Here is a 23,181-nt window from a genome sequence, read left to right on the forward strand (position 1 = left end):
CTTCATATTCCGCTCATATTTACGCCGCATTGCACAAAAATCGGGCGCACCCCCGAGATTCCCCCCTCGAGATGGACAGCAGCGACCCTACCCAATTGTTCCCTCGGACGAGAAGTGGTCAGTGGCTTTCGGACAAGGCAAAGGGGGAGTCGAGCCGTGAAGAAGATCGAGGCGATCATCAAGCCGTTCAAGCTCGACGAAGTGAAAGAGGCGCTGCAGGCCGCCGGCGTGCAGGGACTTTCGGTGACCGAGGTCAAGGGCTTCGGACGCCAGAAGGGCCACACCGAGCTTTACCGCGGGGCGGAATATGTCGTGGACTTCCTTCCGAAGGTGAAGATCGAGGTCGTCCTCGCGGACGATATGGTCGAGGCCGCGGTCGAAGCGATCGTCTCCGCCGCGCGCACCGACAAGATCGGCGACGGCAAGATCTTCATTAGCCCCGTCGAGCAGGCGATCCGCATCCGCACCGGCGAGACCGGCGAAGACGCGGTCTGACCCCGGACCCGCAGACGACCATGACGGGCCGGCACGGCAGACCTGGCCCTCCGACATCGATCCTTCAGCAAAGGGAAGACAATGAGCAAAGTAGCTGATGCTCTCAAACTGATGAAAGACGAGGAGGTCGAATATGTCGACATCCGCTTCACCGACCCGCGCGGCAAGCTCCAGCATGTGACGCTGGTGGCCGATCTCGTCGACGAGGACTTCTTCGAGGAAGGCTTCATGTTCGACGGCTCGTCCATCGCCGGCTGGAAGTCGATCGACCAGTCCGACATGAAGCTGATCCCGGATGCGGGCTCGGTCTACATCGACCCGTTCTATGCCGAGAAGACGCTCTGCGTGCATTGCAACGTCGTCGAGCCCGACACGGGCGAGGCCTACAGCCGCGACCCGCGCGGCACGGCCGTCAAGGCCGAAGCCTACCTGAAGGCTTCGGGCATCGGTGACGTGGCCTATTTCGGGCCGGAAGCCGAATTCTTCATCTTCGACGACGTGCGCTACTCGGTGACGCCGGCGAAGGTGGCCTACCAGATCGACGCCGATGCGGCGGCCTGGAACACCGACTCGGAATATGAGATGGGCAACCTCGCCCACCGCGCCGGCCACAAGGGCGGCTACTTCCCGGTGAACCCGATCGACGAGGCCCAGGACCTGCGCGGCGAGATGCTCTCGACCATGAAGCGCATGGGCATGAAGGTGGACAAGCACCACCACGAAGTGGCGACCTGCCAGCACGAACTCGGGCTGATCTTCGGCGGGCTGACCGAGCAGGCCGACAACATCCTGAAATACAAGTATGTCATCCACAACGTCGCGGCCGCCTACGGCAAGACCGTGACCTTCATGCCGAAGCCCATGAAGGGCGACAACGGCTCGGGGATGCACGTCAACATGTCGATCTGGAAGGACGGCAAGCCGCTCTTCGCTGGCGACAAATATGCCGACCTGAGCCAGGAAGCCCTGTGGTTCATCGGCGGCATCCTGAAGCACGCCAAGGCGCTGAACGCGCTGACGAACCCGGCCACCAACAGCTACAAGCGGCTGATCCCGGGCTTCGAGGCTCCGGTGCTGCGCGCCTACTCGGCCCGCAACCGCTCGGGCTGCGTCCGTATTCCGTGGACCGAGTCGCCGAAGGCCAAGCGCGTCGAAGCCCGTTTCCCCGATCCGTCGGCGAACCCGTATCTCGCCTTTGCGGCGCTGCTGATGGCCGGCCTCGACGGCATCAAGAACAAGATCGATCCGGGCCCGGCATCGGACAAGGACCTCTACGACCTGCCGCCGGAAGAACTGGCCGCCATCCCGACCGTCTGCGGCTCGCTCCGCGAGGCGCTGGAAGAGCTGGAGAAGGACCACGACTTCCTGCTCGCCGGCGACGTGTTCACCAAGGACCAACTCGAGGGCTACATGGCGCTCAAGTGGGAAGAGGTCTATGCCTACGAGCACACGCCGCACCCGGTGGAATATCAGATGTACTACAGCTGCTGATCCAGGCGGCGAGGGACAGGAAGGGCGCCTCCGGGCGCCCTTCTTCTTTGGCGTTCAGCAGGAAGATCGTGGGCGACCGGCGTCTGCCCGCTGGCTCCGAGCCGGTTTATCGCCCCGGAAGAAGCGGCCGCGTCAGAGCGCGCCGCTCGCGCGGCGCCAGCCTCCTCTCGCGGGCGGCAGCGGGGGAACCTCTCAGGACACCGCCTCGCATTCGGCTTCGAAATCGATCACGACCGTGGTCCCCTGGGCCGACACGGGCTGCTCGACGGTTCCGCCGAGCTGATCCACCATCGCCCGCATCAGGCGGCGTCCGAGGCCGGTGCCGCGCGTCTCGGCCAGAGGCGTCGAGCCGATCCCGTCGTCGGACACCGAGAGGCGGCCGCGGCCGGGCTCGGGCTCGGTCAGCGAGACGGTGAGGCTGCCTCCCGACCCGCAGGGCCAGGCATATTTCGCGGCATTGGTCACGAGCTCCGACACGACCACGCCGAGGCAGACCGCCCGGTCGGCGCTGACCTGCACGGGCTCGGTCGAGACGTCGAGCTTCACGCCCGGAGGCAGCGTCGCGGTGAAATCCGCCAGCATGGTGCGCAGATAGGTGCCGAGCTCGACCTGACGGCCCTCGTTGCCGAGATAGAGGCTGCGGTGGACGGCCGCGACCGCCCCGATCCGGCCCTGCGCCTCGGCCAGTGCCGTCTTCACCTCTTCCGAGCCCGAGGCCTGCGCCTGCAGCCGCAGAAGCGACTGGACCATGGCGAGACTGTTGGCCACGCGGTGATGCACCTCGGACAGGAGCATCTCGGCCCGCGCCCGTGCAGCACGGGTCTCGGCATCGGCGCGCGCCTTGGCCTCCTCGAGCTCGAGCTTGGCAATCGACTGCCGGATCGAGCGTTGCAGCAGCGGCAGGAAATCCTCGGTCGCGCTCTTGATGACGTAGTCGTCGGCGCCGGCCTTCAGCGCCGCCACCGCGATGGTGGCGTCGCTCGAGCCCGTGACATAGATCGCCGCGATCTTGCTGCCCTCTGCCCGCATCCGGCCGAGGATCTCGAGCCCGGTGCCGCTGGGCAGATAGTGGTCGAGCACCACCGCCTGAAATTCCTCGGCCGCCAGCAGCCGGTAGGCCTCTGTCGCATCCGGCGCATGGATCACCTCCATGTCGACCCGCGACAGCGCCTTCTGGATCAGCCGCGCCAGAACCGGGTCATCGTCGACATAGAGGATCCGCGGCCGCTTTGGCGCGTCCTTCATGGGACCTGAATCACCGAGAAGAACAGGCCGAGCTGGCGGATGGCATTGGCGAAGCTCTCGTATTCCACGGGCTTCGTGATGTAGACGTTGGCTCCCAGATCGTAGCATCGCTTGATCTCGCGCTCGTCGTCGGTGGTGGTCAGGATCACGACCGGCAGGTGCTTGACGTTCGGATTGGTCTTGATCTTCTCGAGGATGTCGATGCCGGTCATGTCCGGCAGGTTCAGGTCGAGAAGGACGAGAAGATAGCGGTCCGCCATCTCGTTGCCAGTGCGGTCCGACCCGAGGATATAGTCGAGCGCGTCTCCGCCATTGACGAAGGGCACCACCTCGTTGTGCACACCGGCACGGCGGATGTTCTTCTCGATCAGGCGAGCGTGGCCCTCGTCATCCTCGACCATCACGATAGTCACTTCGCGCCCGAGCGCCTTCATGCCTTCACCTCATCCAGAACCCGGCGCAGATCCGTCGGCACATGCAGGGTGAAGGTCGCACCCTCGCCCTCAACCGACCTCAGGGTGATCTCGCCCCCGATATTTCGCATCAGCGTGCGGACATGCGCAAGGCCAATTCCTTCTCCGGGCTTGTCCTGCGCCCCCGACCGGCGGAACAGGTCGAAGACACGGCCGTGATCCTCGGCCCGGATGCCGCGCCCGTTGTCGGTCACCTCGATGGCCACCATCCGCCGCCCCTCGGGCCGCACGGTGACCGAGAGTTTCAGCGGACGCCCGGGCTTGGAATATTTCACCGCATTGTCGAGCAGGTTGCCGAGCGCCTGTTCGAGAGACAGCCGGTCGGAGACGATGCGGCTCACCTTGAGCGACAGGTCGGCCTCGCCGCCGGTCTCGGCGATCTGGTGCTGCACGCTGTCGAGCGACTGCCGCACCAGCGCCTCGAGATCCACCGGCACCGGGCGCAGCTCGCGCCGCCCGTCGCGCGAGATCTTCAGGATCGCATTGATGAGCCCATCCATCTTGCGCGTCGATGACCGGATGAATTCCAGCGCCTCGGGCAGGTCCTCGGCGGCGGCCGTGCGCGCGTCGCGGATGTCGCTCTCGCTGACCGGAGCGCCATCGGCCAGCACATAGGCCTGCAGCGGCTTCAGCGCGGCCTCGAGTTCGCTGGTGAAGCCCATGATGTTCACCAGCGGCGCGCGAAGGTCGTGGGTCACGATATAGGCGAAGCGCTGCACCTCCTGGTTGGCGGCGATCAGATCGACGGTGCGCTGCTCCACACGCTCTTCGAGAGTCGCGTTCAGGCGGCGCATGTCCTCCTCCGCGCGGCGCAGCGCGGCGATCTGGCGCCGGAGCACCAGCACCGCCGCCCCGATCAGCAACAGCGCCGCGACTCCGCCGACCGCCGACAGCAGCTGCAGGCGCTGGTTCAGCCGGTGCTGGACATCGATCGCCTGGACGTTGCGGGCGTCGGATCGGTCGATGGTCTCCGTCAGAAGCTCGCGGATCCGATCCATGGCCGCACGCCCCTCGCCCCGGGCCACGATGGCCCGGCCAGCCTCCACCGTGCCGGCCTGTGCCTGAGTGATCGTCTCGGCCGCGATCTCGAGCCTGCGGCGGACAAGCCCTGACAGCTCCTCGCCTCCGACAATGCCGGCGCTCGTCTCATTGCTCTCGAGAGCCGTCAGCTCGGGCTGGATCCGCGCCAGCGCCGCCTCGTAAGGTTCGAGAAAGGTGGGATCGAGCGTGATGAGATAGCCGCGCTGGCCGATCTCGATGTCCTGCAGCGCGGAGAGCAGATCCGCCGCATGCCGCCGCGTCGCGCGCTCCTCGACGATGGCCTGAAAGGTGCGGTCCGCCCGGATGCTGATGTAGGTGGCGGAAGCAGCCAGAAGGGCGATGAGCACCGCGCCGAGAAGAAACAGCCAGGTGGTCGTGTCGCGTCCTATTCGGATCGTCAATTGAAAGGTCCTGCCAGTAAACTATGTCGCAACAAGCCTAGTGCGCCGGGCCCCGCTGCCAATGGGCGGAGGAGGAAGTTGCCCGACCGTGTCCCCCACGCCGCATTCGCAGGCGATCGCCTCCCGCGCAAGGGGGTCTTCCGCTCACAGAATGCCAGATTCGTCAATGTGACAAAAGCGCTCATGACTTGGGAACCTTTTGGCCCATCTAATCTTGACGAGTCGCGGTGCGGTCCGGCTCGGGCAGACCCGATTTCCCCACAGGTCCCGACAGGGCAGTGGCGGTCCTTGTGCGATGGAAACGAAAGGAACAGGTATGACCGTCAATACAGTGGATGTCTCGGCCGGCCGGGCGCAGCAGGTGCTGCGGGAGGGGTGGGCCGCACAGCGCGCGGGAGCCCTCACCACCTCCTGGATGCTGCACGGCCGTCCCGGCGTCGGCAAGACCGAAATCGTCCGCCAGCTCGCCGCCGAGCAGGGCGCCCGCTTCTACGATCTGCGGCTCACCACGATCGAGAGCCAGGACCTGCGCGGCCTGCCCTACTATGACCACGAGACGAAGAAGACCCAGTGGTATCGGCCCGAGGATCTGCCCGACGATCCCGACCGCCCATCCCTCCTGTTCCTCGACGAGCTGACGGCGGCCCCGCCGCACCTGCATCCGGCGGTCTATGGCCTCCTTCTCGAGCGGCGCGTGGGTCCGCATATCCTGCCCGACAATGTCTTCCTCGTCGCCGCCGGCAACATGGTCGAGGACGGGGCCGTGGCCTACGAGATGGGCACCGCCCTCTCGGACCGGCTGATCCACCTGCAGGTGCGGGCCACCGCGTCGGACTGGCTGGAAAGCTATGCCGTTCCGCGCACCCTCCATCCCGCGGTGCTGGCCTTCATCCGGATGCGGCCCGACCTTCTCGAAACCACGGCCGAGGCGCTGGACCGCGGCCTGATGATCTCCACCACCCCGCGCAGCTGGGACCGGGTGAGCCGGATCATGGGCGCCGTGCAGGACCGCGCCCTGCGCCGGATCATGGTCGCCGGGACGGTGGGCGAGGCCGTTGCGGCCGAGTTCATGCTGGTGGCCGACGACATCGAGGCCTCGGTCTCGGTGGAGCGGCTGCTGAACGCCGCCCCGCACGAGCGGATCATGCTCTATCCGGAATCGATGCACGGGCTGCATGCGCTGATTTACGGGCTGGTTGGCGCGCTCGGCCCCACAACGGCCGTGCCGGTCATCGACGTCATGGCCGGGATCCGCACGCTCGACGTGCACCGCAGCGACGCGAGCTTCGCCCGGATGCCGCTGGCCGAGCTCTGCACCCACGGGTTCGAGATGGCCATCCGCCGCGGGCTGGAGCAGGGCCTCGCCGAGGATTTCCTCGGCCATCCGGCCTATGCCGCCTATGCGAGCGAACGGCAGGCGATGGGCCTCGAATGACCCCCCGCCATTCCCGTCGCGCCGGAGCGGCGCTGCGACGCCTCTCGGAAGAGGATCCGGCGCTCGGCGCGCTGTCGCTCTGGTGCGCCCACCGCGACAGCGACGAGCGCGATCAGGCGGCCTGGACGGACGGACGGTCGATCTTCTACGGCGCGCGGTTCGAGGCCTTGGCGCCGCATGAGCAGGTGGGCCTCGCTGCGCATCAGGTGCTGCATCTGGCGCTGCGCCACGGGCCCCGCGCGCAGGAGATGCGCTCGCGCTTCGGCGACCGCTACGACGACGAGCTGTTCAACATCGCCTGCGATGCGATCCTGAACCAGACCCTGGTCGAGGCGGGCCATTGCATCCCCCGCCCTGCGGTGCTGCTGCCGGACCTGCTGAAGGCGGCCCTGCCCGACGAGACGAGGACCAGCCAGTGGGACGCCGAGGCGCTCTACATCCGGCTCGGGACCGACCCTTCGCAGCCCGGCAAGGGCAAGGGCGGCGGCGACGGCAAGGGGCGCAGCTCGGACAGTTCCGAGAGCAAGCGGCCCGATCCCGCTCAGGCGGCCAGGCAGTTCGCCAGGCAGAAGGGCTTCAGCGAGGATCTCGAGCCCTGCCCCGGCCCGGTCGAGGGCGAGGAAGATGAATCTCCCGACGCGGCCGACTGGCAGGACCGGATCACCCGCGCTATGGAGGCGGGCCGCTCCGCCGGGCGCGGCATCGGCACGCTGTCCCACAAGCTGCTCGACCTGCCGCAGACGGGACTGCCGCACTGGGAGAGGCTGCTGCGGCGGCTGATCTCGAAGGCGGTGACGCAGGTGCCGCGACCGGACTGGGGCGTGCCCGCCCGACGCTGGCTCGCCGCCGACAGCGCCGCGCGCGCCGAAGGGCGTTTTCAACCGGCCTTCCAGCCCGCCCGCCGCGCCGATCGGGCGCGTCCGCGCGTGGCCGTGGCGCTCGACACCTCCACCTCCATCGACAATGCGCGTCTGTCGCTCTTTGCCGCGCAAGTGGCGGGCATCGGGCGCCGCACCGGCGCCGAGGTTCATGTGCTGGCGTTCGACACGGTGGTGACCGGCCACACGAGGATGCAGGGCATCGCCTGGGAGAGCGAGATCCAGCGGGTGAATTTCGCCCGCGGCGGCGGGACCGATTTCGGCCCGGTGATCCGGAGCGCGCTGGAGCTCGACCCGTCGGTGATCGTGATGCTGACCGACCTCGACGGCCCCTGCGGCCCCGCGCCCAAGGTGCCGGTGATCTGGGCGGTGCCTCAGGACGAGGCGCCGAAGCCGCCCTTCGGCAAGGTCATCAGCCTCGCGCGCTGAGACGACATCCACAGTGCTCCGTCCCCTGCCGCAAAGGGGAAGCGGGCGGCCATGCGAGGGCACGCAACAGGCGCCGAGCGAGGGGCAGCCAGCATTCCCTCTTTCCGCAGGCCATGACGAAATATACTTTCGTTGTAGGCGGTGAGCTGTGAACGAAAAAGGCGCCCGCTGCGGGCGCCTTCGTGTGCGACGGGAACGAGGGTCAGGCGCGCGCGATAGCCTTCGCCATGGCCGCGAGGCGCGCGTGCGCCGAAACGCTGGAGGCTTCGAGGGATACCTCCCGCATCGGCTTCTTCTCGACGAGATTGACGCGCAGCAGCGCGGCTTCCCCCAGTCCCTCCGCGAAGAGAGTCTCGCGGATCATGTGCTGTTCCTCGGCCGTCAGGTCCAGAACCCGCCCCTCCGCCCCGCCCTGCACCGAGATCAGCGTGATCGGCGGCAGGCGCGCCAGCGAGGATTGCTCCACCACCAGCGTGAGCCGCCCGGCAAGGATGCCGCGCCCGGCCGCGATCTTCGTCAGCACCGTCCGGCCTCGCAGCCGCAGGAGATCGAGTACCCGCGCCACCTGATCCTCGTCGCCGCTCCGCGCCCGCACGGGCACCAGATTTCCCTCCGCGAACAGCGTCAGGAACAGCAGGATGGGCGACAGCGCGAGAGAGGCGGTCACCAGATCGGGCGCCACGAGAACCGCGGCCGGGATCGGCGCAACCGCCGCGCCGTTGCGCAGCATCGCCGACTCCGCCGCCATGCGCCAGAAGGCCGAGGAAAACAGGAGCCGCCGCGGAAGAGGCCGCTGCGGGGCGGCAAAGCGGCCCGGAAAGCGGCGCGCCTGCAGGGTTCTGCGATTGAAGATGGTAGACGGAGCAAGAACGAGAATCATGGGACCACCTGCCTTTTGCCGACAATGCCAGGATGGCGGCCGGGTTCCCTGCCGTCAGCGCAATCCGGAGGTATTTCGCTGCAATTGGACGAAAAGGCAGGCCGGCGCGCGCGGCGGTTCCCCCGTCGCGCGAGCCCCGAGACCGGTCAGCCCCTCCCGCGGGTCTCGAACCGCGGCAGCATCGCCGAAAAGTCGCGCCCGCGCCCGCCCTCCGCTTCCACGAAGGTCTCATAGAGCGTGGCGGCGAGTTGGCCCATCGGCGTGTCGGCATCCGCATCCTCGGCCGCCTGCTGCGACAGCCGCAGGTCCTTGAGCATGAGCTCGGCGGCGAAACCCGGCTTGTAGCCATTATCGGCCGGGCTGGTCGGCCCCACCCCCGGCGCCGGGCAATAGGCGTTCATCGACCAGCTGTAGCCCGACGAGGTCGAGACGACGTCGAACATCTTCTGCCGGTCGAGGCCCAGCTTGTCGGCCAGGGCGAAGGCCTCGCAGGTGGCGATCATGGTAACGCCGAGGATCATGTTGTTGCAGATCTTGGCCGCCTGCCCCGCGCCCGGGCCGCCGCAATGGACCGCCTTCTGCCCCATGATCTCGAAGAGCGGCTGCACGGTCGCGAAGGCCGCGTCGCTGCCGCCGACCATGAAGGTCAGGGTGCCCGCCGCTGCCCCGCCGACCCCGCCCGAGACCGGCGCATCGAGCGCGCCGAGCCCCGCCGCCTCGGCCTCCGCCGCCACCGCGCGCGCACTTTCCACGTCGACCGTCGAGCAGTCGCAGAGCACGGCGCCGGCCGTCATGGCGGGCACGATCTCCTGCGCCACCTGACGCAGGATCGCGCCGTTGGGCAGCATCGTGACGACGACCTCGGCACCGGTCGCGGCTTGGGCGGCCGACGCCGCCGCCCGCACGCCCTCGGGCGCGGGGGCGGCCAGATCGAACCCCGTCACCTCGTGCCCGGCCGTGGCGAGGTTGCGCGCCATCGGCCCGCCCATATTGCCCAGCCCGATGAATGCGATTTTCATTTGCTTTCCTCCTCGAATGTCAGCGCCTGCGGCCCGAGCGGCGCCAGCAGGGACGCCACCTCCTCCGGCCGCACCGCCTCCGGGTCTCCGTGCCGCCAGCGGGGGCTGCGGTCCTTGTCGATGATCGCCGCGCGGATCCCTTCGAGGAAGTCCGCCTGCCCCTGCGCGCGGTAGGTGAAACGATATTCCAGATCGAGCGCCTCGCGGATGCCGGCCGAGGGTCCGAGCCGCTGCAGGATCTCCAGCGTGGCGGCCAGCGCAAGCGGCGAGCTGCGCCGCAGGGCCTTCAGCGCCTCGGCGGCGAGCGGGGTGTCCGTGGCCTCGAGCCGGGCCGGAATCTCCGCGAGCGTGCCCGCGAAGAGCCGGTCGATCTCGTCCTGAAGCACGGGCAGGCGTCCCTCGGGCGCCGCATGATCGGGAAGGGCGAGATCCCCGCCCTCGAGTGCCGCGATCAGATCGGGCCAGTCCGCTTCGGGCACGAACCGGTCGGCGAAGCCTGCGAAGATCGCATCGCCCGGCCCCATCCGCGCGCCCGTCAGGCCGAGCCAGACCCCGATCCGGCCCGGCGCGCGCGCCAGAAGATGCGTGCCCCCCACGTCCGGCACGAGGCCGATGGCGCATTCCGGCATGGAGATCTGGCTCGTCTCGCCCACGATCCGGTGGCGCGCGTGACAGCCGAGACCCACGCCGCCCCCCATGGTGAAGCCCTGCATGAGGCTCACGATCGGCTTCGGAAAGGCCGCGATCCGGTCGTTCATGCGATACTCGACGCGCCAGAAGTCCTGCCCGAAGGCATGATCGCCCGCCACGCCCCGGCCGTGGAGCTCGGCGATGTCGCCGCCGGCACAGAAGGCGCGCGGCCCCTCGGCATCGATGACCACGAGCTCGACCTCGGGATCGCCGATCCAGCCCCGCAGGGCCGCGTCGATCTCCTGCACCATCGCGCAGGTGAGCGCATTGAGCGCCGCAGGCCGGCTCAGCGTGATGCGGCCCGCGCGGCGGACCTTGCGGATCAGCACGTCGCTCATGCGGCCCCCAAGGCCCGGGCCACGATCACCCGCATGATCTCGTTGGTGCCTTCGAGAATTTGGTGCACGCGCAGGTCGCGCACGATCTTCTCAATGCCGTAATCGGCAAGGTAGCCGTAGCCCCCGTGCAGCTGAAGGCACTGGTTGGCCACCTCGAAGGCCGAATCCGTCACCGCGAGTTTGGCCATGGCGCAGAACTTGGTGGCGTCGGGGGCGCCCTGATCGAGCTTCCAGGCCGCCTGCCGCAGGAAGATCCGCGCCTGCTGGAGCTTCACCTCCATCTCGGCCAGTCGGAACTGCAGCGCCTGAAACCCGTCGAGCCGCTGCCCGAAAGCCTTCCGTTCCGCCATGTAGGCGCGGGTCGCGTCGAAGGCTGCCTGCGCGCCGCCGAGAGCGGTGGCCGCGATATTGAGCCGTCCGCCGTCGAGCCCCGCCATCGCATAGGCAAAGCCCTGCCCCTCCTCGCCGACCAGAAGATCCGTCGACACGAGGCACTCGTCGAACTGCACCTGCCGCGTCTCCTGCGCCCGCCAGCCCATCTTGTCCTCGAGCCCGCCGAAACTGAGGCCGGGGGTTCCCGCCGGCACGAGGAGCGTCGAGATGCCCTTCGGCCCCGCGCCGCCGGTGCGGCACATGGTGAGATAGGCGTCCGAATAGCCGCCTCCGGAGATGAAGGCCTTGGTCCCGCTCAGCCGGTAGCCTTCTGGGGTGGCGTCGGCGCGGGTGCGGAGCGCCGCCGCGTCCGATCCCGCTCCGGGCTCGGTCAGGCAGTAGGAGACGAGCGTGGTGAGCGCGCAGATGCCCGGCAGCCAGCGCGCCTTCAGCTCCTCCGAGCCATAGCGGTCGATCATGCCCGCGCACATGTTGTGGATCGAGAGGAACGCCGCAACCGACGGACAGGCCATGGCCAGCGCCTCGAAGACGAGCGTCGCATCGAGCCGCCCGAGCCCGGATCCTCCATGATCTTCCGAGACATAGACCCCGCCCAGACCCAGTTCCGCCACCTTGGGCCAGAGCGTGCGGGGGATCGTCCCCGCCTCTTCCCAGGCCCGCGCATGGGGGGCGATCTCCTCGGCCCCGAACGCGCGTGCCATGTCGAAGATCGCCTGTTGCTCCTCGCTCAGCGCGAAATCCATCCTGCCTCCCCAGCTGTCCCCGGACGCGAGGTTATCAGCCGGCGGTCCCGTGTAAAGCGAACAGGACGCAACGTAATTTGGCGGCCGTCTGGGAAGGCGGAGGCTGGTGCCGGCAGGCGCCCCTCAGTTGGCGTAGCACCGGGACCCGCGGCCGAAGCCTGCGGGGGAGCAGATCCACGAGCCGTTGCCGATCTGGCGCCGGGTGCGGACGTCCTCGGTTCGGGCGCCGTCGGTTCGGACCGAGGCCCGCGTCACTGCAGGCGGCGTCAGCCAGTTGAACGTGCCTGCGCTTTGGGTGTGGACCGTGCCGCGGCTCGCCGAGGCGCGGGCGGTTTCGTTCGAGGCTTCCGCGATCTGCGGCACGGACAGAAGCAGCGTCACGCCCAGTCCGGCGAAAAGTCTGCGAGCAGGCACCATGATCGGATCTCCTTCGCTTGACACGAAAGAAATCGGTCAGGTTGAGGAAATTTCAACCTTCACAACCGAAGATCATCGCGCCGGTATCTTATCACTACCGGCAGTTCTGGGCGTCGATCACGCCCGCAGATGGGCCCGAAGATGGCCTCTTTCGGGCGGGTCGTCTCGAATTGATGCATTCCGAAGGTCAGGATGCCGCAGGTGCGGCTAGTCCGTGACCCGGAACTGAAGCCTCCAGTCCGGCAGGCCGAAGCCGTGCGGCCAGGCATAAACCTCCTTCTGATCGTAATAGACGACACCCACGAGGTTCGGGTAGCTGCCCTCGGGCTGGCGCAGGGCTGCGTCCCACGACGCGACATAATCGGCGCTGCCCGACATGCCGAGCTCGGCCACGACGACCGGCTTGCCGAACTGCGCGGCGCGCTGATAGCGCGGACCCATCACCTCGGTGTAGCTGCGGTCGCGGCCCACCTCGAACCGGTCGTTCGCCTGCAGGCCGAAGACCGAGATCCCCACCAGATCCACATAGTCGTCGCCCGGATAATAGGCCTCGAGCCCCTCTTCGCCGGCGGGCGACCACATGATGCGCACGTTCGGCGCCGAGGCGCGGCAGACATCGGTCATGTGCCGGAAGGCCGAGATGTAATCCTCAGGATCCCAGCCAGACCAGATGAACTGGCCGTCGCTGTTTTCCATCTCGTGTGCCCAGCGCAGCGTGACCGGGCTCTGGAGCGTCGCCAGCACGTCGCACACCGCCTTCATGTTGGCGTCATAGGCGCCGCGGCGGATGCCCTCGCGCAGGGCCTCGGCCGTGTTCCGTTCGGAGCGGGTCCAGGTCCAGGGCTCGAGGGTCACGATCAGCGCGCGGTTGCGGGCGCGCGCATAGGCGTCCGCATCGACCAGCGAAGGCAGATAGACGTCTTCCCACGGAAGGAAGAGATGCTCGATCACCAGATCGCCGTCGTCGCGATAGTCGCCGCCCGGATCGTAGGCGCCATAGGGCAGGTCGCCGGGCGGCGCCGCCAGCGCCCCCGAGACAGCGCCGCAGAGGCCGATCGCCGCCCCGAGGGCCGCGATGCGCAGGATCTGCCTTCCCGTCCGATTCATGCTCGTCATCCTCTTACCCCTGCCCCCCGAAGAGGGGGCCGCTGTTCCAGTCCGGCGCGAAGCGGAACCGCACCTGCGGCACCGTTCCGCTGCCCGCGCCCGACACGACATATTCCGCCCGCGTGATCCGCAGCGGCTCGAGCCCGAAGGCCAGCGCCGCGAGGCTTTCCGTCCCCCGGCTGAGCCCGCCCGCGATCACCAGCGCAAAGAGCGCAGCCACCGCCGTGCCCTGCAGCGCCAGATCCCCCAGCTGATCGCGCCAGAAGGCGCCGATCTGCCGCAGATGGTGCCAGACCATCACGAGGACGAGGCTGCCGTAGAGGATGGCGTTCAGCAGCGTGAGCAAGAGGAAGCCCCGCGCCTCGGCCAGCTCGTCGGCCAGAAACACCGGCAGCACGCAGCCCGCCGCCAGCGCCACATAGATCGCGATGATCTTGGGCGGGATGCGGCGGCTTGCCGCCGAACCCTTGGGCGTGATGCGGAAATCGACGAAGCGCCCGGTCACGCGGTCGCGCACCGCCATGGCGCAGCCCCAGAGCACCCACGGCCATTGCAGCGCCAGAAACAGCGCCTTCTCCCACGAGAAGACCGGCGCATCCACAGGCCGGCAGAAGCCGTCGTGCCGCAGAAGCCAGGCGAAGGCGGTGAGGGCCGTCACGGCAGGCAGCGCATGGAAGACGAAGCCCGGATAGGTGACATCGGCGAAGCGCATGTCGAAGAGCAGCGCCAGCGCCGGCGCCAGATACATCATCAGCATGACCAGCGCGAAGAGCGGATACCAGAGCTGGCAGACGATGAAGAGGAACTTCAGCCGCCCCGGCAGCCGGCCCAGATAGCGCGGCGTGTGCGACAGGAGCAGCGTGAGCAGGCTCCGCGACCACTGGAATTCCTGCGTGGCAAGGTCGGCCACATTGGCGGGCCCGTCGCCATAGGCGATGGCGTCGATCGCATGGACGCCGCGCCAGCCGCCCGCGGCCAGCAGCATCGAGGTCGAATGGTCCTCGGCAAGCTCCGGCCCGAGGCCGCCCACCTCGCGGAGCGCCCGCGTCCGCACCGCATAATGCGAGCCGATGCACATGGGCGTCAGCGCCCCGGCATAGCCGGTCTGGAAGGCGCCGTGGAAGGCCGCCTCGGTGTGGAGCCGCGTGCGGGCAGCCCAGCTCTCGGAGGCATTGGCCGCGCAGATGCTGGGGGCGCTGACATAGCCCACCTTCGGATCGGCGAAGGGGCGCAGGATCTCGCGCAGATAGCCCGGCTGGGGCATGTGATCCGCGTCGAGCTGCGAGACGATGTCATAGTCCCGGTAGCCCCAGTGGTCGTAGAAGAAGGCGAGGTTGCCCTCCTTGCAGCGCGTGCGCCGCGGCCAGACCGGCCGGTGATAGTCCGCACGGCCCTTCCGGCACGAGATCTTCACCCCGTGCGCCGCGCACCAGGCGGCGGTCTCGGGCGAGGGATCCTCGTCGGCAAGCCAGGTGTCGTGGGGATAATCCTGCGCCAGCATCGCCTCGAGCGTGCGGCGGACCACCTCGAACGGCTCCGAGGGGGTCTTTGTCACGATCATGGCCACGCGCCAGCGTCCGGGCACCGGGTCGGGCGCGGCGGAGCGGTGCGACTGGAACAGGATCACGACGAAATAGAGCTGCAGCGCGCTCAGCCACAAAAGCGGGATGGTGACGAGGAGGAACCCGCCCCAGCCGATGAAATGGGCGGGATCGAGCCACCAGGACCAGAAGAAGACGAGGCCCGCCGCCCAGAGGACCGTCACCGCCGCGTAGCGCGCCCGTTGCCGTCCGTTCATCAGCGGAGTGCGGAAGGGTGCGGCGGTCGCAGCGACCCTCAGGCGGGCCTGCCGTTTCAGCCGGGCGCGGGCGCGCCGCGCATCATGCCGCTTCGACATGGGCGGGCTCCAGTCCGAACCAGGGCGCGGCGTGGCGCACGATGGATCCGATATCCGACAATTGCGTGCGGAAGCCGAGTTCGGACGCCGCCAGCGCGGGGTCGGCCACCAACTCTGCCGGGTCGCCCGGGCGCCGCGCCTCGAGCCGGACCGGCACCGCGCGCCCTGTGATCCGCTCGATCGCGGCCACGATCTCGCGCACCGACTGGCCGCGGCCCGTGCCGAGGTTCACCGCAAGGCTCTCGCCGCCCGCCATCAGCCGGCCGAGTGCCAGCACATGGGCGCGGGCCAGATCCGCCACATGGATATAGTCGCGGATGCAGGTGCCGTCGGGCGTCGGATAATCGGTGCCGAAGATCGAGAGCGGCCCGCCCTGCCCCGAGGCCGCGCGCAGCGCGAGCGGCAGGAGGTGCGTCTCGGGATCGTGCCGTTCGCCGAGCTCGCCTTCCGGGTCGGCGCCGGCCGCATTGAAGTAGCGCAGCGCCACATGGCGCATCCCCTCGACGCCGAGATCGCGCAGGATCTCTTCGCCGATGAGCTTGGTGCGGCCATAGGGATTGATCGGCCGCTGCGGCGTCGTCTCGCGGATCGGCAGCCGGTCGGGCGTCCCGTAGGTCGCGCAGCTCGAGGAGAAGACGATGCGCGAGACGCCCGCGGCGCGGCAGCCCTGCACGAGGCCGATCATGCCGCCCACATTGTTGTCGTAATATTTCGCCGGGTCCGCCATGGACTCGCCCACATAGGCCGAGGCCGCGAAATGGATCACCGCCTTCGCACCATGGGCGCGCAGCGCGGCCTCGACCGCATTCGGATCGCGCACGTCGCCCTGCACCAGCGGGCCGAAGCGCACGGCATCGGCGTGGCCCGTCGAGAGATTGTCGAAGCTCACCGGGCGATGGCCCGCGCGCGCCAGCGCCTTGCAGGTGTGCGAGCCGATGAAGCCCGCCCCACCCGTCACCAGAATCGTGTCAGGCATGGACCAGCAGAGCCTCGCGCGCCCGGACGACCTGAGGTTCGCCCGCGAAATGCCGGATGGTCCGGGCGATGCCTTCGGCCAGCGGCACCGTCGGCGCCCAGCCGAGGAGCCGCGCCGCCTGCGCGATGTCGGGCCGGCGCTGGCGCGGATCGTCGACCGGCAGCGGCCGATGGACCAGCCGCGAGGAAGAGCCGGTCTGAGTCAGCACCATCTCGGCCAGCTCGCGCATGGTGAACTCGCCCGGATTGCCGAGGTTGACCGGCTCGCTCACCTCCGACGCCATCAGCGCCATCAGTCCGGCCACCAGATCGTCCACATAGCAGAAGGAGCGCGTCTGCATCCCGTCGCCATAGAGGGTGATGTCGCTGCGGGTCAGCGCCTGGACGATGAAGTTCGACACGACCCGGCCGTCCTCGGGGCTCATCCGCGGCCCGTAGGTGTTGAAGATCCGCGCGATCCGCACCTCGAGGCCCTGATGGGCGCCGAACTCCCAGAACAGGGTCTCGGCCGCGCGTTTGCCCTCGTCGTAGCAGGCCCGCGGGCCCACCGTATTGACGCAGCCGCGGTAGCCCTCGTGCTGGGGCGAGATCTCGGGATCGCCATAGACCTCGGAGGTCGAGGCCTGGAGGATGCGCGCGCCCGTGGCCCGCGCCAGCGCGAGCAGGTTCAGCACGCCCTCGGTGCAGGTGCGGAACGTATGGATCGGATCGCGCTGGTAGAGCGGCGGAGAGGCCGCGCAGGCAAGGTTGTAGATCTCGTCCAGCGGCCCCTGCCAGTCGATCCGGTTCAGGATGTCCTGCTCGAGAAAGCGGAATTGGGGATGATCGAGCAGCCCAGCGACATTCTCTTTGCGGCCGGTCAGAAGATTATCGAGACAGACGACGGAATGGCCCTCGGCAATCAGCCGCTCGCAAAGATGAGAGCCAACAAAACCGGCTCCTCCCGTGACGAGAATGACCTTCCGGCGATGGAAACGAGGCATAAAAGAATCATGACCGGTCACATCGACCGGAATAAGGCTTCCGTCCATTTACGAAACTCCGATCGGGCACGCCCGGCGAAATAACCGGTCGTGATGCCACCGTGGCATCTGCTTCACTGATTGAAGCCCTGGCGATGCTGTTCTTGTGTCGGGGTGCAGCTTCTTTCGGGGCGGCGTCTACTTACTTTCGAATTTGAACCCATTCTTAAGAATGTGCCGATTTCCTGTCAACAAGCAGCCCCTAGCCCAATTAGACAGGTTTACCCTCCAACGAGACTGGCGCCCTATCCCTTTTTATATCTCAGGTTGATCTGTTTTTGGTAATTGATCCCGGCGATAGAAAATCCGGTGTCGGCGCGATAAAATCACCGGCGACTCGACCTCGTTAGTCATCGGAGCGGAAACGGGAATCTTCCACTTCCGAAACAGTGGCGCGAGAAAGAGAGGATCGGGCCCTCCCCTGTGTCGCTGCGCGCAGGGTGTGGACGCGGCCGCACGGCGCCAGACCGCGGTGCTTCGTCGCAGTCCGCGCGAGTGCTCTTGGCCGGCGTCCCGCGGCTCCGAGGCCGCAGGGCAGCCATCTCCCCTTCCCGCCCCTCGAAGCCGAAGCTCACGCCCGCTGCGCGGGCCGCACGCGTCTCGCGCGCCGTCGCATCGAGACCCTCGACGGAGGGCCATAAACCGCCCGGTCGCTGGGCAGACCCGGCCCGCCCCCGCCGATTTTTGCGGCGGCCCCGCGCGGGCACGGCTTGCGCCGCCCTTCCGCGCTTCGCCCGAACTTCTCGCGACGGTCCTGCACCGATGGCGCGCGCCTGCGCCCGAAGCAATTGACTTCCCGGAAGCCGGCCCCGTAGCCTCGTCCTGCTCCGTCCCGCTCGGACGGGGCCATGTCTGCGGGACGGAACCCGCATGAGATCAACAGGGGAGAATTCAGTGAGGCGCATCATCCTTCTGTCCACGGCCCTGGCAGGCTTCGCCCTGCCCGCCGCGGCGGACCAGATTGCCGTCCTCGGCTGGGGCGGGGCCTACACGACCAGCCAGGTCGAGGCCTACCACAAGCCGTTCACCGCCAAGACCGGGGTGGGCGTGGTGTCGGTCGACACCGACAACCCGGCCACGCCGATCAAGGCGCAGGTCGAATCGGGCAACGTCACCACCGACGTGGCCAGCGTCGAATATGCCGACGCCGTCCGGCTCTGCGACGAGGGTCTGCTCGAGGAGATCGATCCCGCCATCCTGCCGGCCGCGCCCGACGGCACCCCCGCCGAAGAGGATTTCCTGCCCGGCTCGCTCGCCGACTGCTTCGTGGCGACGGATGTCTTCTCGACCGTGCTGGCCTATGACGCCTCGAAGTTCGCCGATGGGGCGGCCCCGACCAAGCTCGCCGATTTCTTCGATCTTGAGAAATTCCCGGGCAAGCGCGGGATGCGCAAGTCGGCCAAAGTGAACCTCGAAATGGCGCTCCTCGCCGACGGGGTGCCGGCGGCCGAGGTCTATGACATGCTGCGCACCGACGAAGGCGTGGAGCGCGCCTTCAAGAAGCTCGATTCGATCAAGAGCCAGATCGTCTGGTGGGAAGCCGGCGCCCAGCCGCCGCAGCTGCTCGCGGATGGCGAGGTGGCCATGACCATCGCCTACAACGGCCGGATCTTCAACGCCGCCATCACCGAGAACAAGCCGTTCGAGATCGTCTGGGACGGGCAGGTCTACGAGGTCGAAGGCTGGGTGATCCCGAAGGGCGCGCCGAACCTCGAGCTGGCCAAGGATTTCGTCGCCTTCTCGACCAGCGCCGAACCGCTGGCCAAGGCCGCGGAATGGATCAGCTACGGCCCGCCGCGCAAATCCTCGGCGCCGCTCGTCGGCACCTTCATGGACGGCAAGACCGAGATGGCGCCGCACCTGCCCACGAGCCCCGAGAACATGACGAATGCGCTCGCCTCCGACTACGAGTTCTGGGTCGATCACGACACCGAGCTGAACGAGCGCTTCAACGCCTGGCTCGCCGGCTGACACGGACCCGCCCGGGCTTCGGCCCGGGCGGCCTTCCCCCTGCGCAAAGGTCGCACCTCCGGCGCCTTGACCCCTGATCGTCAGAGGGATCGAATGCCTCCGCGGAGGAGTGCAGCATGGAACAGGAAGACCTCAGGACGTCCTACGTCCTCGCCTGGGTCAGCGCCCAGGACAAGCTCGAATTCGACCGGCATTATCCCGATGGCAGCCCGCTCGAATTCCCGACCGAAGAGGCGGCGCTCGCCGCCATTCCGCCGGAGGGCACGCGCCTCGTGCTGAAGTCGGTCACGCGCCACCGCCGCGACTGAACCACGCGGCCTCTACGGATCGGGCACGAGGACGGACCGTCCTCCCCGCCCGCCGGGACGCCGCCCGTCCTTACTGCGCCCGGTTGGCCCGTGCCAGCAGCGCCACCGCCGCAAGTCCCACCAGCATGACGAGAAGCGCCGCCGGTGCCGCCTCGCCCAGCCGCTCGAGGCTCGCCTGTTCATGGGCGCGGGTGGCGAGCGTGTTGTAGTTGAAGGGCCGCAGGAGCAGCGTCGCGGGCAGCTCCTTCACGCAGTCGACGAAGACCACGAGCAGCGCGGTCGCGACCGAGCCGCGCATCAGCGGCAGATAGACCGACGCCAGCACCGACCCCGGCCTGCGCCCGAGCGAGCGCGCCGCCATCGGCAGGCTGGGCGAGATCCGCCCAAAGGCCGAATCCACCGCGCCCTGCGCCACGCCGAAGAAGCGCACCATATAGGCCAGCACCAGCGCCGCCGCCGTGCCGGTCAGCAGCAGCCCCGGATCGTGCCCGGTCAGCGCCGCCATCGCATCCGCGACCCGGTGGTCGAGCGCTGCCAGCGGGATCAGAAGCCCCAGCGCCAGCACCGCCCCCGGCGCGGCATAGCCCAGAAGCGTGAGCGGCAGCACGAGCCGCGGCAGGCCCCGCCCGGCAAGCCGCACCCCGTAGACGAGAAACAGCGCGGCCCCCACCGTCAGGATCGCGGCGATCCCGCCCACGGTCAGCGTGTTGCCGAGCGCCTTCAGAAGGCCCGGCGAGGTCCAGGCGTCGGGCTTGCGCAGCGCGTGATTCAGCATCACCGCGACCGGCAGCAGGAAGCCCGTGACGACCGGCAGGAGACAGAAGCCGCAGGCGATCCAGCCGCGGCCTCTCGTGAGCGTCAGGGGCTGGATCGGGCGCGCGCCGCGCGACATACGATGGAAACGCGCGTTCCGCCGCCCCACCCGCTCGAGCGCGACGAGCAGGAAGATCAGCACCAGCACCACGCCCGAGATCTGCGCGGCGCCGCCGGCGTTGCCGGCTGTCAACCAGACCGAAAAGATGCCCGTCGTCAGCGTCTGGACCCCGAAATGTTCGACCGTGCCGAAATCGGCAACCGTCTCCATCATCGCAAGCGCCACGCCCGCCGCGATGGCAGGACGGGCGAGCGGCAGGCCCACCCGCAGGAAAAGCCCCCACGGTCCCTTGCCCAGCGCCCGCGCCACCTCGTAGGAGGCACCCGACTGCTCGCGGAAGGCCGCACGCGCCAGCAGATAGACGTAAGGATAGAGCGCCGAGGACAGGACGAGGATCGCCGCCCCGCGCGAGCGCACCTCGGGAAACCAGTAGTCGCGCGCCGACTGCCAGCCCATGAAACCGCGCAGAGCCGTCTGCAGCGCGCCGGAATAATCGAGGAAATCCGCCAGCGCATAGGCGCCGATATAGGCGGGGATCGCCAGCGGAAACAGAAGCGCATGATCGAGGATCCGCACGCCCGGGAAGCGGTACATGGTCACGAGCCAGGCCGCCCCGGTCCCCACCATGGCGGTGAGCGCCGCAACGCCCGCCATCAGCACGAGCGTGTTCGTCAGGTAGCGCGGCAGCACCGACGAGAGCAGATGCGGCCAGATGTTCTCGACCGGGTGAAAGGCGATCCAGATCACCGAGACGATCGGCATGAGGACGAGGGCCGCGATGGCGAGCGCGCCCAGCGACCAGCCGTCGGGGCGCGGCAGACGCAGCCCCGCCCGTGCGGCAGGCAGATCGGTCCGATGGGGGTCCAGCATCCCTGCCCCTTAGCGGAATGCGGATTTGCTGTCCAGAAAGGCAGCGGCCCGGATCGCCGTGCAGGCCCCCGACAGGAACCCGCGGCGGAGGGCGACCGCCTCGGGCCCGAGGCGGCGACCCGCGGCCATCCGGCAGCCGATGCCCCCGGACCTCAGCCCATCCCGAGGGCGGATTTGTAGAGTTCGAGGATCGTCTCTTCCTCGGCGATGTCGTCGGGCTTGCGCTTGCGCAGGGCCACGACCTTCTTCATCACCTTCGTGTCGTAGCCGCGGCCCTTGGCTTCCGCCATCAGCTCTTTCTGCTGCTCGGTCACGTCCTTCTTCTCGGCCTCGAGCTGCTCGTAGCGCTCGATGAACTGGCGCAGCTCGTCGGCGGTGACGTTGTAGGAATCCAGCGGGTCGCTCATGTCTCTGCCTCTCGGTCTCGTTGGCGCCCCTCCTATCGCGGGCCGGGGGGCCGGATCAAGCGGCTGAAGGCGGAGAGCGCCCTTGCCAGGGCCGCGCAGGCGGGCTAGGCCGCGCGCAGGTCAGCGGGAGACGCGCATGGAATGGATGATCTGGATCGGAGCCCTGATCTCGCTCGCCGGTGTGGGCGGGCTTGTCTGGTGCATCTGGCTTGCGCTTCAGGCGCGGCGGTCCGGGCTCGACGACGCGGCGATGCGCGAGCGCCTGCAGCGGGTTGTCGTGCTGAACGTGGCGGCGCTCGGCGTGTCCGCACTCGGGCTCATGTGCGTAGTGATGGGCATCCTGCTCGGCTGAGCGCTTTCGCGCGAGCCGCAGGCCCCCTTTTCGGCGCGGTTGTCCGTCAGGACCGCAAGCCGGCAAGGACGGTGAAGCGTCAGCATGTCTCCGAGCGGGGACGGGGCACAGGTTTCGGTCGATCACCCCGGGTTCGTCACCCGGAGCGGCGGTGCCTGACATGACGGTCTTTTCGGGAGATCGACTCCTGGTGCGGGAGAACCCCCGCCGCGTCACACCGGCATGTTGTCGAAATCTGCCTCGATCTCGGCATCGGTCCGGTCAACCGCGGGTATCACCAGAGCAAGTCCCTGCATTTCGGCAAGAAGATGGGCGAGGCTCTCCAGCGGAGCGGCCTCTTCCTGTTGCGGCAGGCTGCGGACAGCTTCGGGTTTCGGTTCGAACGACATGGATCCTCCTCCGCCGGTTACCCGGCGCATTTGCGGCAGAAGGGCGTGTAGGGCAGCACATCGAGCCGCGCTTCGCCGATTTCGGCCCCGCATTTGACGCAGAAGCCATATTCGTCCGCGTCGATCCGGGCGAGCGCCGCCGTGATCGCGCGGATTTCCTGCTGACCCGAGGTGCCCATGCTTTCCAGCACCTCCTCGGTCTCGCGTTCGGTGGCAAGCTCTTCCCAGTCGCGCGAATTGTGCGAGTCGAGCTCTGCCTCGATGCCTTCGAGACGGGCCCCGAGATCGGCCAGCCGCGCCTCGAGCTGGGCCTTGCGACGGGGAATGTCGATCATGGGCCACCTCCTCTGATTGCCGGAGGTTAGGCGAAGGCCCACAGCCCCTCCTTGATGCAGGTCAATGATTTAAGCCCTTCGCCGAGGGCGCCGTCCCCGACGTCACGCAGTACGGCGGAGAGGTTGCGAGCGACGGCGCAGGGGAAGGAACGGGCGACGGCGCCGCAGAATGGAGGTGCGGGCGGAGGCCTCGCCTCCACCGGGATGGCGCCGCACCGCCGGCTGTGCACCGGCCGCCGGAGCGTGAACCGGCGCCCTGCGGCCTTTCCTCCTGCGGCGGGGGGCGATATGGTCGCCCGCAGCCGC

General features: G+C 68.3%; 23 protein-coding genes. 7 read left to right on the forward strand and 16 right to left on the reverse strand.

Annotated features, from left to right (window positions below; all coding sequences use genetic code 11):
* Positions 1 to 156 precede the first annotated feature (156 nt).
* Both RSP_RS08980 and glnA read left to right on the forward strand, forming a co-directional pair.
* Positions 157 to 495, forward strand: a complete 339-nt coding sequence (locus tag RSP_RS08980) for a P-II family nitrogen regulator (protein ID WP_002720289.1) — start codon at positions 157 to 159, stop codon at positions 493 to 495.
* Between the two features lie 81 nt (positions 496 to 576).
* Positions 577 to 1,986: a type I glutamate--ammonia ligase gene (gene glnA / locus RSP_RS08985; protein WP_002720290.1), complete on the forward strand. Its 1,410-nt coding sequence runs from the start codon at positions 577 to 579 to the stop codon at positions 1,984 to 1,986.
* 192 nt (positions 1,987 to 2,178) lie between these two features.
* Here the strand turns inward: glnA and RSP_RS08990 are convergent, their stop codons facing one another.
* From RSP_RS08990 to RSP_RS09000, 3 genes are read right to left on the reverse strand one after another with little or no spacing between them, the layout of a single operon-like run.
* On the reverse strand, positions 2,179 to 3,231 hold the full coding sequence (locus RSP_RS08990) for a sensor histidine kinase (RefSeq protein ID WP_009566212.1): 1,053 nt from the start codon (positions 3,229 to 3,231) through the stop codon (positions 2,179 to 2,181).
* A complete protein-coding gene (locus RSP_RS08995; protein WP_009566213.1) occupies positions 3,228 to 3,665 on the reverse strand; it encodes a response regulator in 438 nt (145 codons plus the stop codon). Before RSP_RS08995 ends, RSP_RS08990 begins: the two co-directional genes overlap by 4 nt.
* On the reverse strand, positions 3,662 to 5,146 hold the full coding sequence (locus RSP_RS09000) for a sensor histidine kinase (protein WP_011338023.1): 1,485 nt from the start codon (positions 5,144 to 5,146) through the stop codon (positions 3,662 to 3,664). Before RSP_RS09000 ends, RSP_RS08995 begins: the two co-directional genes overlap by 4 nt.
* 316 nt (positions 5,147 to 5,462) lie before the next feature.
* On the opposite strand from RSP_RS09000, the gene RSP_RS09005 reads away from it, so the two are divergent.
* Positions 5,463 to 6,581, forward strand: coding sequence for an ATP-binding protein (locus RSP_RS09005; protein WP_002720294.1), 1,119 nt, complete (start codon positions 5,463 to 5,465; stop codon positions 6,579 to 6,581).
* Complete coding sequence (locus RSP_RS09010) at positions 6,578 to 7,888, forward strand: vWA domain-containing protein (RefSeq protein WP_011338025.1); 1,311 nt, start codon at positions 6,578 to 6,580, stop codon at positions 7,886 to 7,888. Before RSP_RS09005 ends, RSP_RS09010 begins: the two co-directional genes overlap by 4 nt.
* 202 nt (positions 7,889 to 8,090) lie before the next feature.
* Here the strand turns inward: RSP_RS09010 and RSP_RS09015 are convergent, their stop codons facing one another.
* The 9 genes from RSP_RS09015 to RSP_RS09055 all read right to left on the reverse strand — a co-directional run bounded on the left by RSP_RS09015 (position 8,091) and on the right by RSP_RS09055 (position 17,378).
* On the reverse strand, positions 8,091 to 8,768 hold the full coding sequence (locus RSP_RS09015; protein WP_011338026.1) for a hypothetical protein: 678 nt from the start codon (positions 8,766 to 8,768) through the stop codon (positions 8,091 to 8,093).
* Between the two features lie 146 nt (positions 8,769 to 8,914).
* Positions 8,915 to 9,787, reverse strand: a complete 873-nt coding sequence (gene mmsB / locus RSP_RS09020) for a 3-hydroxyisobutyrate dehydrogenase (protein ID WP_011338027.1) — start codon at positions 9,785 to 9,787, stop codon at positions 8,915 to 8,917.
* Positions 9,784 to 10,815, reverse strand: a complete 1,032-nt coding sequence (locus tag RSP_RS09025; RefSeq protein ID WP_011338028.1) for an enoyl-CoA hydratase/isomerase family protein — start codon at positions 10,813 to 10,815, stop codon at positions 9,784 to 9,786. Before RSP_RS09025 ends, mmsB begins: the two co-directional genes overlap by 4 nt.
* Positions 10,812 to 11,951, reverse strand: coding sequence for an acyl-CoA dehydrogenase family protein (locus RSP_RS09030; RefSeq protein WP_011338029.1), 1,140 nt, complete (start codon positions 11,949 to 11,951; stop codon positions 10,812 to 10,814). Before RSP_RS09030 ends, RSP_RS09025 begins: the two co-directional genes overlap by 4 nt.
* A gap of 123 nt (positions 11,952 to 12,074) precedes the next feature.
* Positions 12,075 to 12,368 (reverse strand): hypothetical protein, encoded by a 294-nt coding sequence (locus RSP_RS09035; protein WP_011338030.1) that lies wholly within the window; start codon positions 12,366 to 12,368, stop codon positions 12,075 to 12,077.
* A gap of 207 nt (positions 12,369 to 12,575) precedes the next feature.
* A complete protein-coding gene (locus RSP_RS09040; RefSeq protein ID WP_011338031.1) occupies positions 12,576 to 13,475 on the reverse strand; it encodes a glycoside hydrolase family 26 protein in 900 nt (299 codons plus the stop codon).
* 13 nt (positions 13,476 to 13,488) lie between these two features.
* On the reverse strand, positions 13,489 to 15,372 hold the full coding sequence (locus RSP_RS09045; RefSeq protein ID WP_011338032.1) for a glycosyltransferase family 2 protein: 1,884 nt from the start codon (positions 15,370 to 15,372) through the stop codon (positions 13,489 to 13,491).
* Positions 15,356 to 16,348 (reverse strand): UDP-glucose 4-epimerase GalE, encoded by a 993-nt coding sequence (galE, locus tag RSP_RS09050; protein WP_011338033.1) that lies wholly within the window; start codon positions 16,346 to 16,348, stop codon positions 15,356 to 15,358. The genes RSP_RS09045 and galE overlap by 17 nt, the downstream gene beginning before the upstream one ends.
* Entirely contained in the window at positions 16,341 to 17,378 is a 1,038-nt protein-coding gene (locus tag RSP_RS09055) for a UDP-glucuronic acid decarboxylase family protein (protein WP_011338034.1), read from the reverse strand. Before RSP_RS09055 ends, galE begins: the two co-directional genes overlap by 8 nt.
* 861 nt (positions 17,379 to 18,239) lie before the next feature.
* Between RSP_RS09055 and RSP_RS09060 the strand changes: the two genes are divergently transcribed.
* A complete protein-coding gene (locus tag RSP_RS09060; RefSeq protein ID WP_011338035.1) occupies positions 18,240 to 19,340 on the forward strand; it encodes an ABC transporter substrate-binding protein in 1,101 nt (366 codons plus the stop codon).
* A 116-nt stretch (positions 19,341 to 19,456) separates the two neighbouring features.
* On the forward strand, positions 19,457 to 19,648 hold the full coding sequence (locus RSP_RS09065) for a hypothetical protein (RefSeq protein WP_002720306.1): 192 nt from the start codon (positions 19,457 to 19,459) through the stop codon (positions 19,646 to 19,648).
* Between the two features lie 70 nt (positions 19,649 to 19,718).
* On the opposite strand, the gene RSP_RS09070 is transcribed toward RSP_RS09065, so the two are convergent.
* Positions 19,719 to 21,392, reverse strand: a complete 1,674-nt coding sequence (locus RSP_RS09070; RefSeq protein WP_011338036.1) for an ABC transporter permease — start codon at positions 21,390 to 21,392, stop codon at positions 19,719 to 19,721.
* A 152-nt stretch (positions 21,393 to 21,544) separates the two neighbouring features.
* On the reverse strand, positions 21,545 to 21,799 hold the full coding sequence (locus RSP_RS09075) for a DUF2312 domain-containing protein (protein WP_002720309.1): 255 nt from the start codon (positions 21,797 to 21,799) through the stop codon (positions 21,545 to 21,547).
* A 136-nt stretch (positions 21,800 to 21,935) separates the two neighbouring features.
* On the opposite strand from RSP_RS09075, the gene RSP_RS09080 reads away from it, so the two are divergent.
* The gene (locus RSP_RS09080) at positions 21,936 to 22,151 is read left to right on the forward strand and encodes a hypothetical protein (RefSeq protein ID WP_002720310.1); all 216 of its coding nucleotides are present in this window, start codon (positions 21,936 to 21,938) and stop codon (positions 22,149 to 22,151) included.
* A gap of 212 nt (positions 22,152 to 22,363) precedes the next feature.
* Here the strand turns inward: RSP_RS09080 and RSP_RS22235 are convergent, their stop codons facing one another.
* Complete coding sequence (locus RSP_RS22235; RefSeq protein WP_002720311.1) at positions 22,364 to 22,540, reverse strand: hypothetical protein; 177 nt, start codon at positions 22,538 to 22,540, stop codon at positions 22,364 to 22,366.
* Between the two features lie 17 nt (positions 22,541 to 22,557).
* Positions 22,558 to 22,875: a TraR/DksA family transcriptional regulator gene (locus RSP_RS09085; RefSeq protein ID WP_011338037.1), complete on the reverse strand. Its 318-nt coding sequence runs from the start codon at positions 22,873 to 22,875 to the stop codon at positions 22,558 to 22,560.
* Between the last annotated feature and the right edge of the window lie 306 nt (positions 22,876 to 23,181).

It is taken from the genome of Cereibacter sphaeroides 2.4.1 (assembly GCF_000012905.2).
Taxonomy (GTDB): Bacteria; Pseudomonadota; Alphaproteobacteria; order Rhodobacterales; family Rhodobacteraceae; genus Cereibacter_A; species Cereibacter_A sphaeroides.

Excerpts from the sequence above, each read along its gene's own strand:
- RSP_RS22235 (WP_002720311.1), bottom strand. The coding sequence starts at position 22,540 with ATGTCGTTCGAACCGAAACCCGAAGCTGTCCGCAGCCTGCCGCAACAG.
- RSP_RS09010 (WP_011338025.1), top strand. The coding sequence starts at position 6,578 with ATGACCCCCCGCCATTCCCGTCGCGCCGGAGCGGCGCTGCGACGCCTC.
- RSP_RS09015 (WP_011338026.1), bottom strand. The coding sequence starts at position 8,768 with ATGATTCTCGTTCTTGCTCCGTCTACCATCTTCAATCGCAGAACCCTG.
- RSP_RS09005 (WP_002720294.1), top strand. The coding sequence starts at position 5,463 with ATGACCGTCAATACAGTGGATGTCTCGGCCGGCCGGGCGCAGCAGGTG.
- RSP_RS09045 (WP_011338032.1), bottom strand. The coding sequence starts at position 15,372 with ATGTCGAAGCGGCATGATGCGCGGCGCGCCCGCGCCCGGCTGAAACGG.
- RSP_RS09070 (WP_011338036.1), bottom strand. The coding sequence starts at position 21,392 with ATGCTGGACCCCCATCGGACCGATCTGCCTGCCGCACGGGCGGGGCTG.
- galE (WP_011338033.1), bottom strand. The coding sequence starts at position 16,348 with ATGCCTGACACGATTCTGGTGACGGGTGGGGCGGGCTTCATCGGCTCG.
- RSP_RS09040 (WP_011338031.1), bottom strand. The coding sequence starts at position 13,475 with ATGAATCGGACGGGAAGGCAGATCCTGCGCATCGCGGCCCTCGGGGCG.
- RSP_RS09055 (WP_011338034.1), bottom strand. The coding sequence starts at position 17,378 with ATGGACGGAAGCCTTATTCCGGTCGATGTGACCGGTCATGATTCTTTT.
- RSP_RS09030 (WP_011338029.1), bottom strand. The coding sequence starts at position 11,951 with ATGGATTTCGCGCTGAGCGAGGAGCAACAGGCGATCTTCGACATGGCA.
- RSP_RS08990 (WP_009566212.1), bottom strand. The coding sequence starts at position 3,231 with ATGAAGGACGCGCCAAAGCGGCCGCGGATCCTCTATGTCGACGATGAC.
- RSP_RS09060 (WP_011338035.1), top strand. The coding sequence starts at position 18,240 with ATGAGATCAACAGGGGAGAATTCAGTGAGGCGCATCATCCTTCTGTCC.
- glnA (WP_002720290.1), top strand. The coding sequence starts at position 577 with ATGAGCAAAGTAGCTGATGCTCTCAAACTGATGAAAGACGAGGAGGTC.
- RSP_RS09085 (WP_011338037.1), bottom strand. The coding sequence starts at position 22,875 with ATGATCGACATTCCCCGTCGCAAGGCCCAGCTCGAGGCGCGGCTGGCC.
- RSP_RS09025 (WP_011338028.1), bottom strand. The coding sequence starts at position 10,815 with ATGAGCGACGTGCTGATCCGCAAGGTCCGCCGCGCGGGCCGCATCACG.
- mmsB (WP_011338027.1), bottom strand. The coding sequence starts at position 9,787 with ATGAAAATCGCATTCATCGGGCTGGGCAATATGGGCGGGCCGATGGCG.
- RSP_RS09065 (WP_002720306.1), top strand. The coding sequence starts at position 19,457 with ATGGAACAGGAAGACCTCAGGACGTCCTACGTCCTCGCCTGGGTCAGC.
- RSP_RS09075 (WP_002720309.1), bottom strand. The coding sequence starts at position 21,799 with ATGAGCGACCCGCTGGATTCCTACAACGTCACCGCCGACGAGCTGCGC.
- RSP_RS09080 (WP_002720310.1), top strand. The coding sequence starts at position 21,936 with ATGGAATGGATGATCTGGATCGGAGCCCTGATCTCGCTCGCCGGTGTG.
- RSP_RS08995 (WP_009566213.1), bottom strand. The coding sequence starts at position 3,665 with ATGAAGGCGCTCGGGCGCGAAGTGACTATCGTGATGGTCGAGGATGAC.
- RSP_RS09035 (WP_011338030.1), bottom strand. The coding sequence starts at position 12,368 with ATGGTGCCTGCTCGCAGACTTTTCGCCGGACTGGGCGTGACGCTGCTT.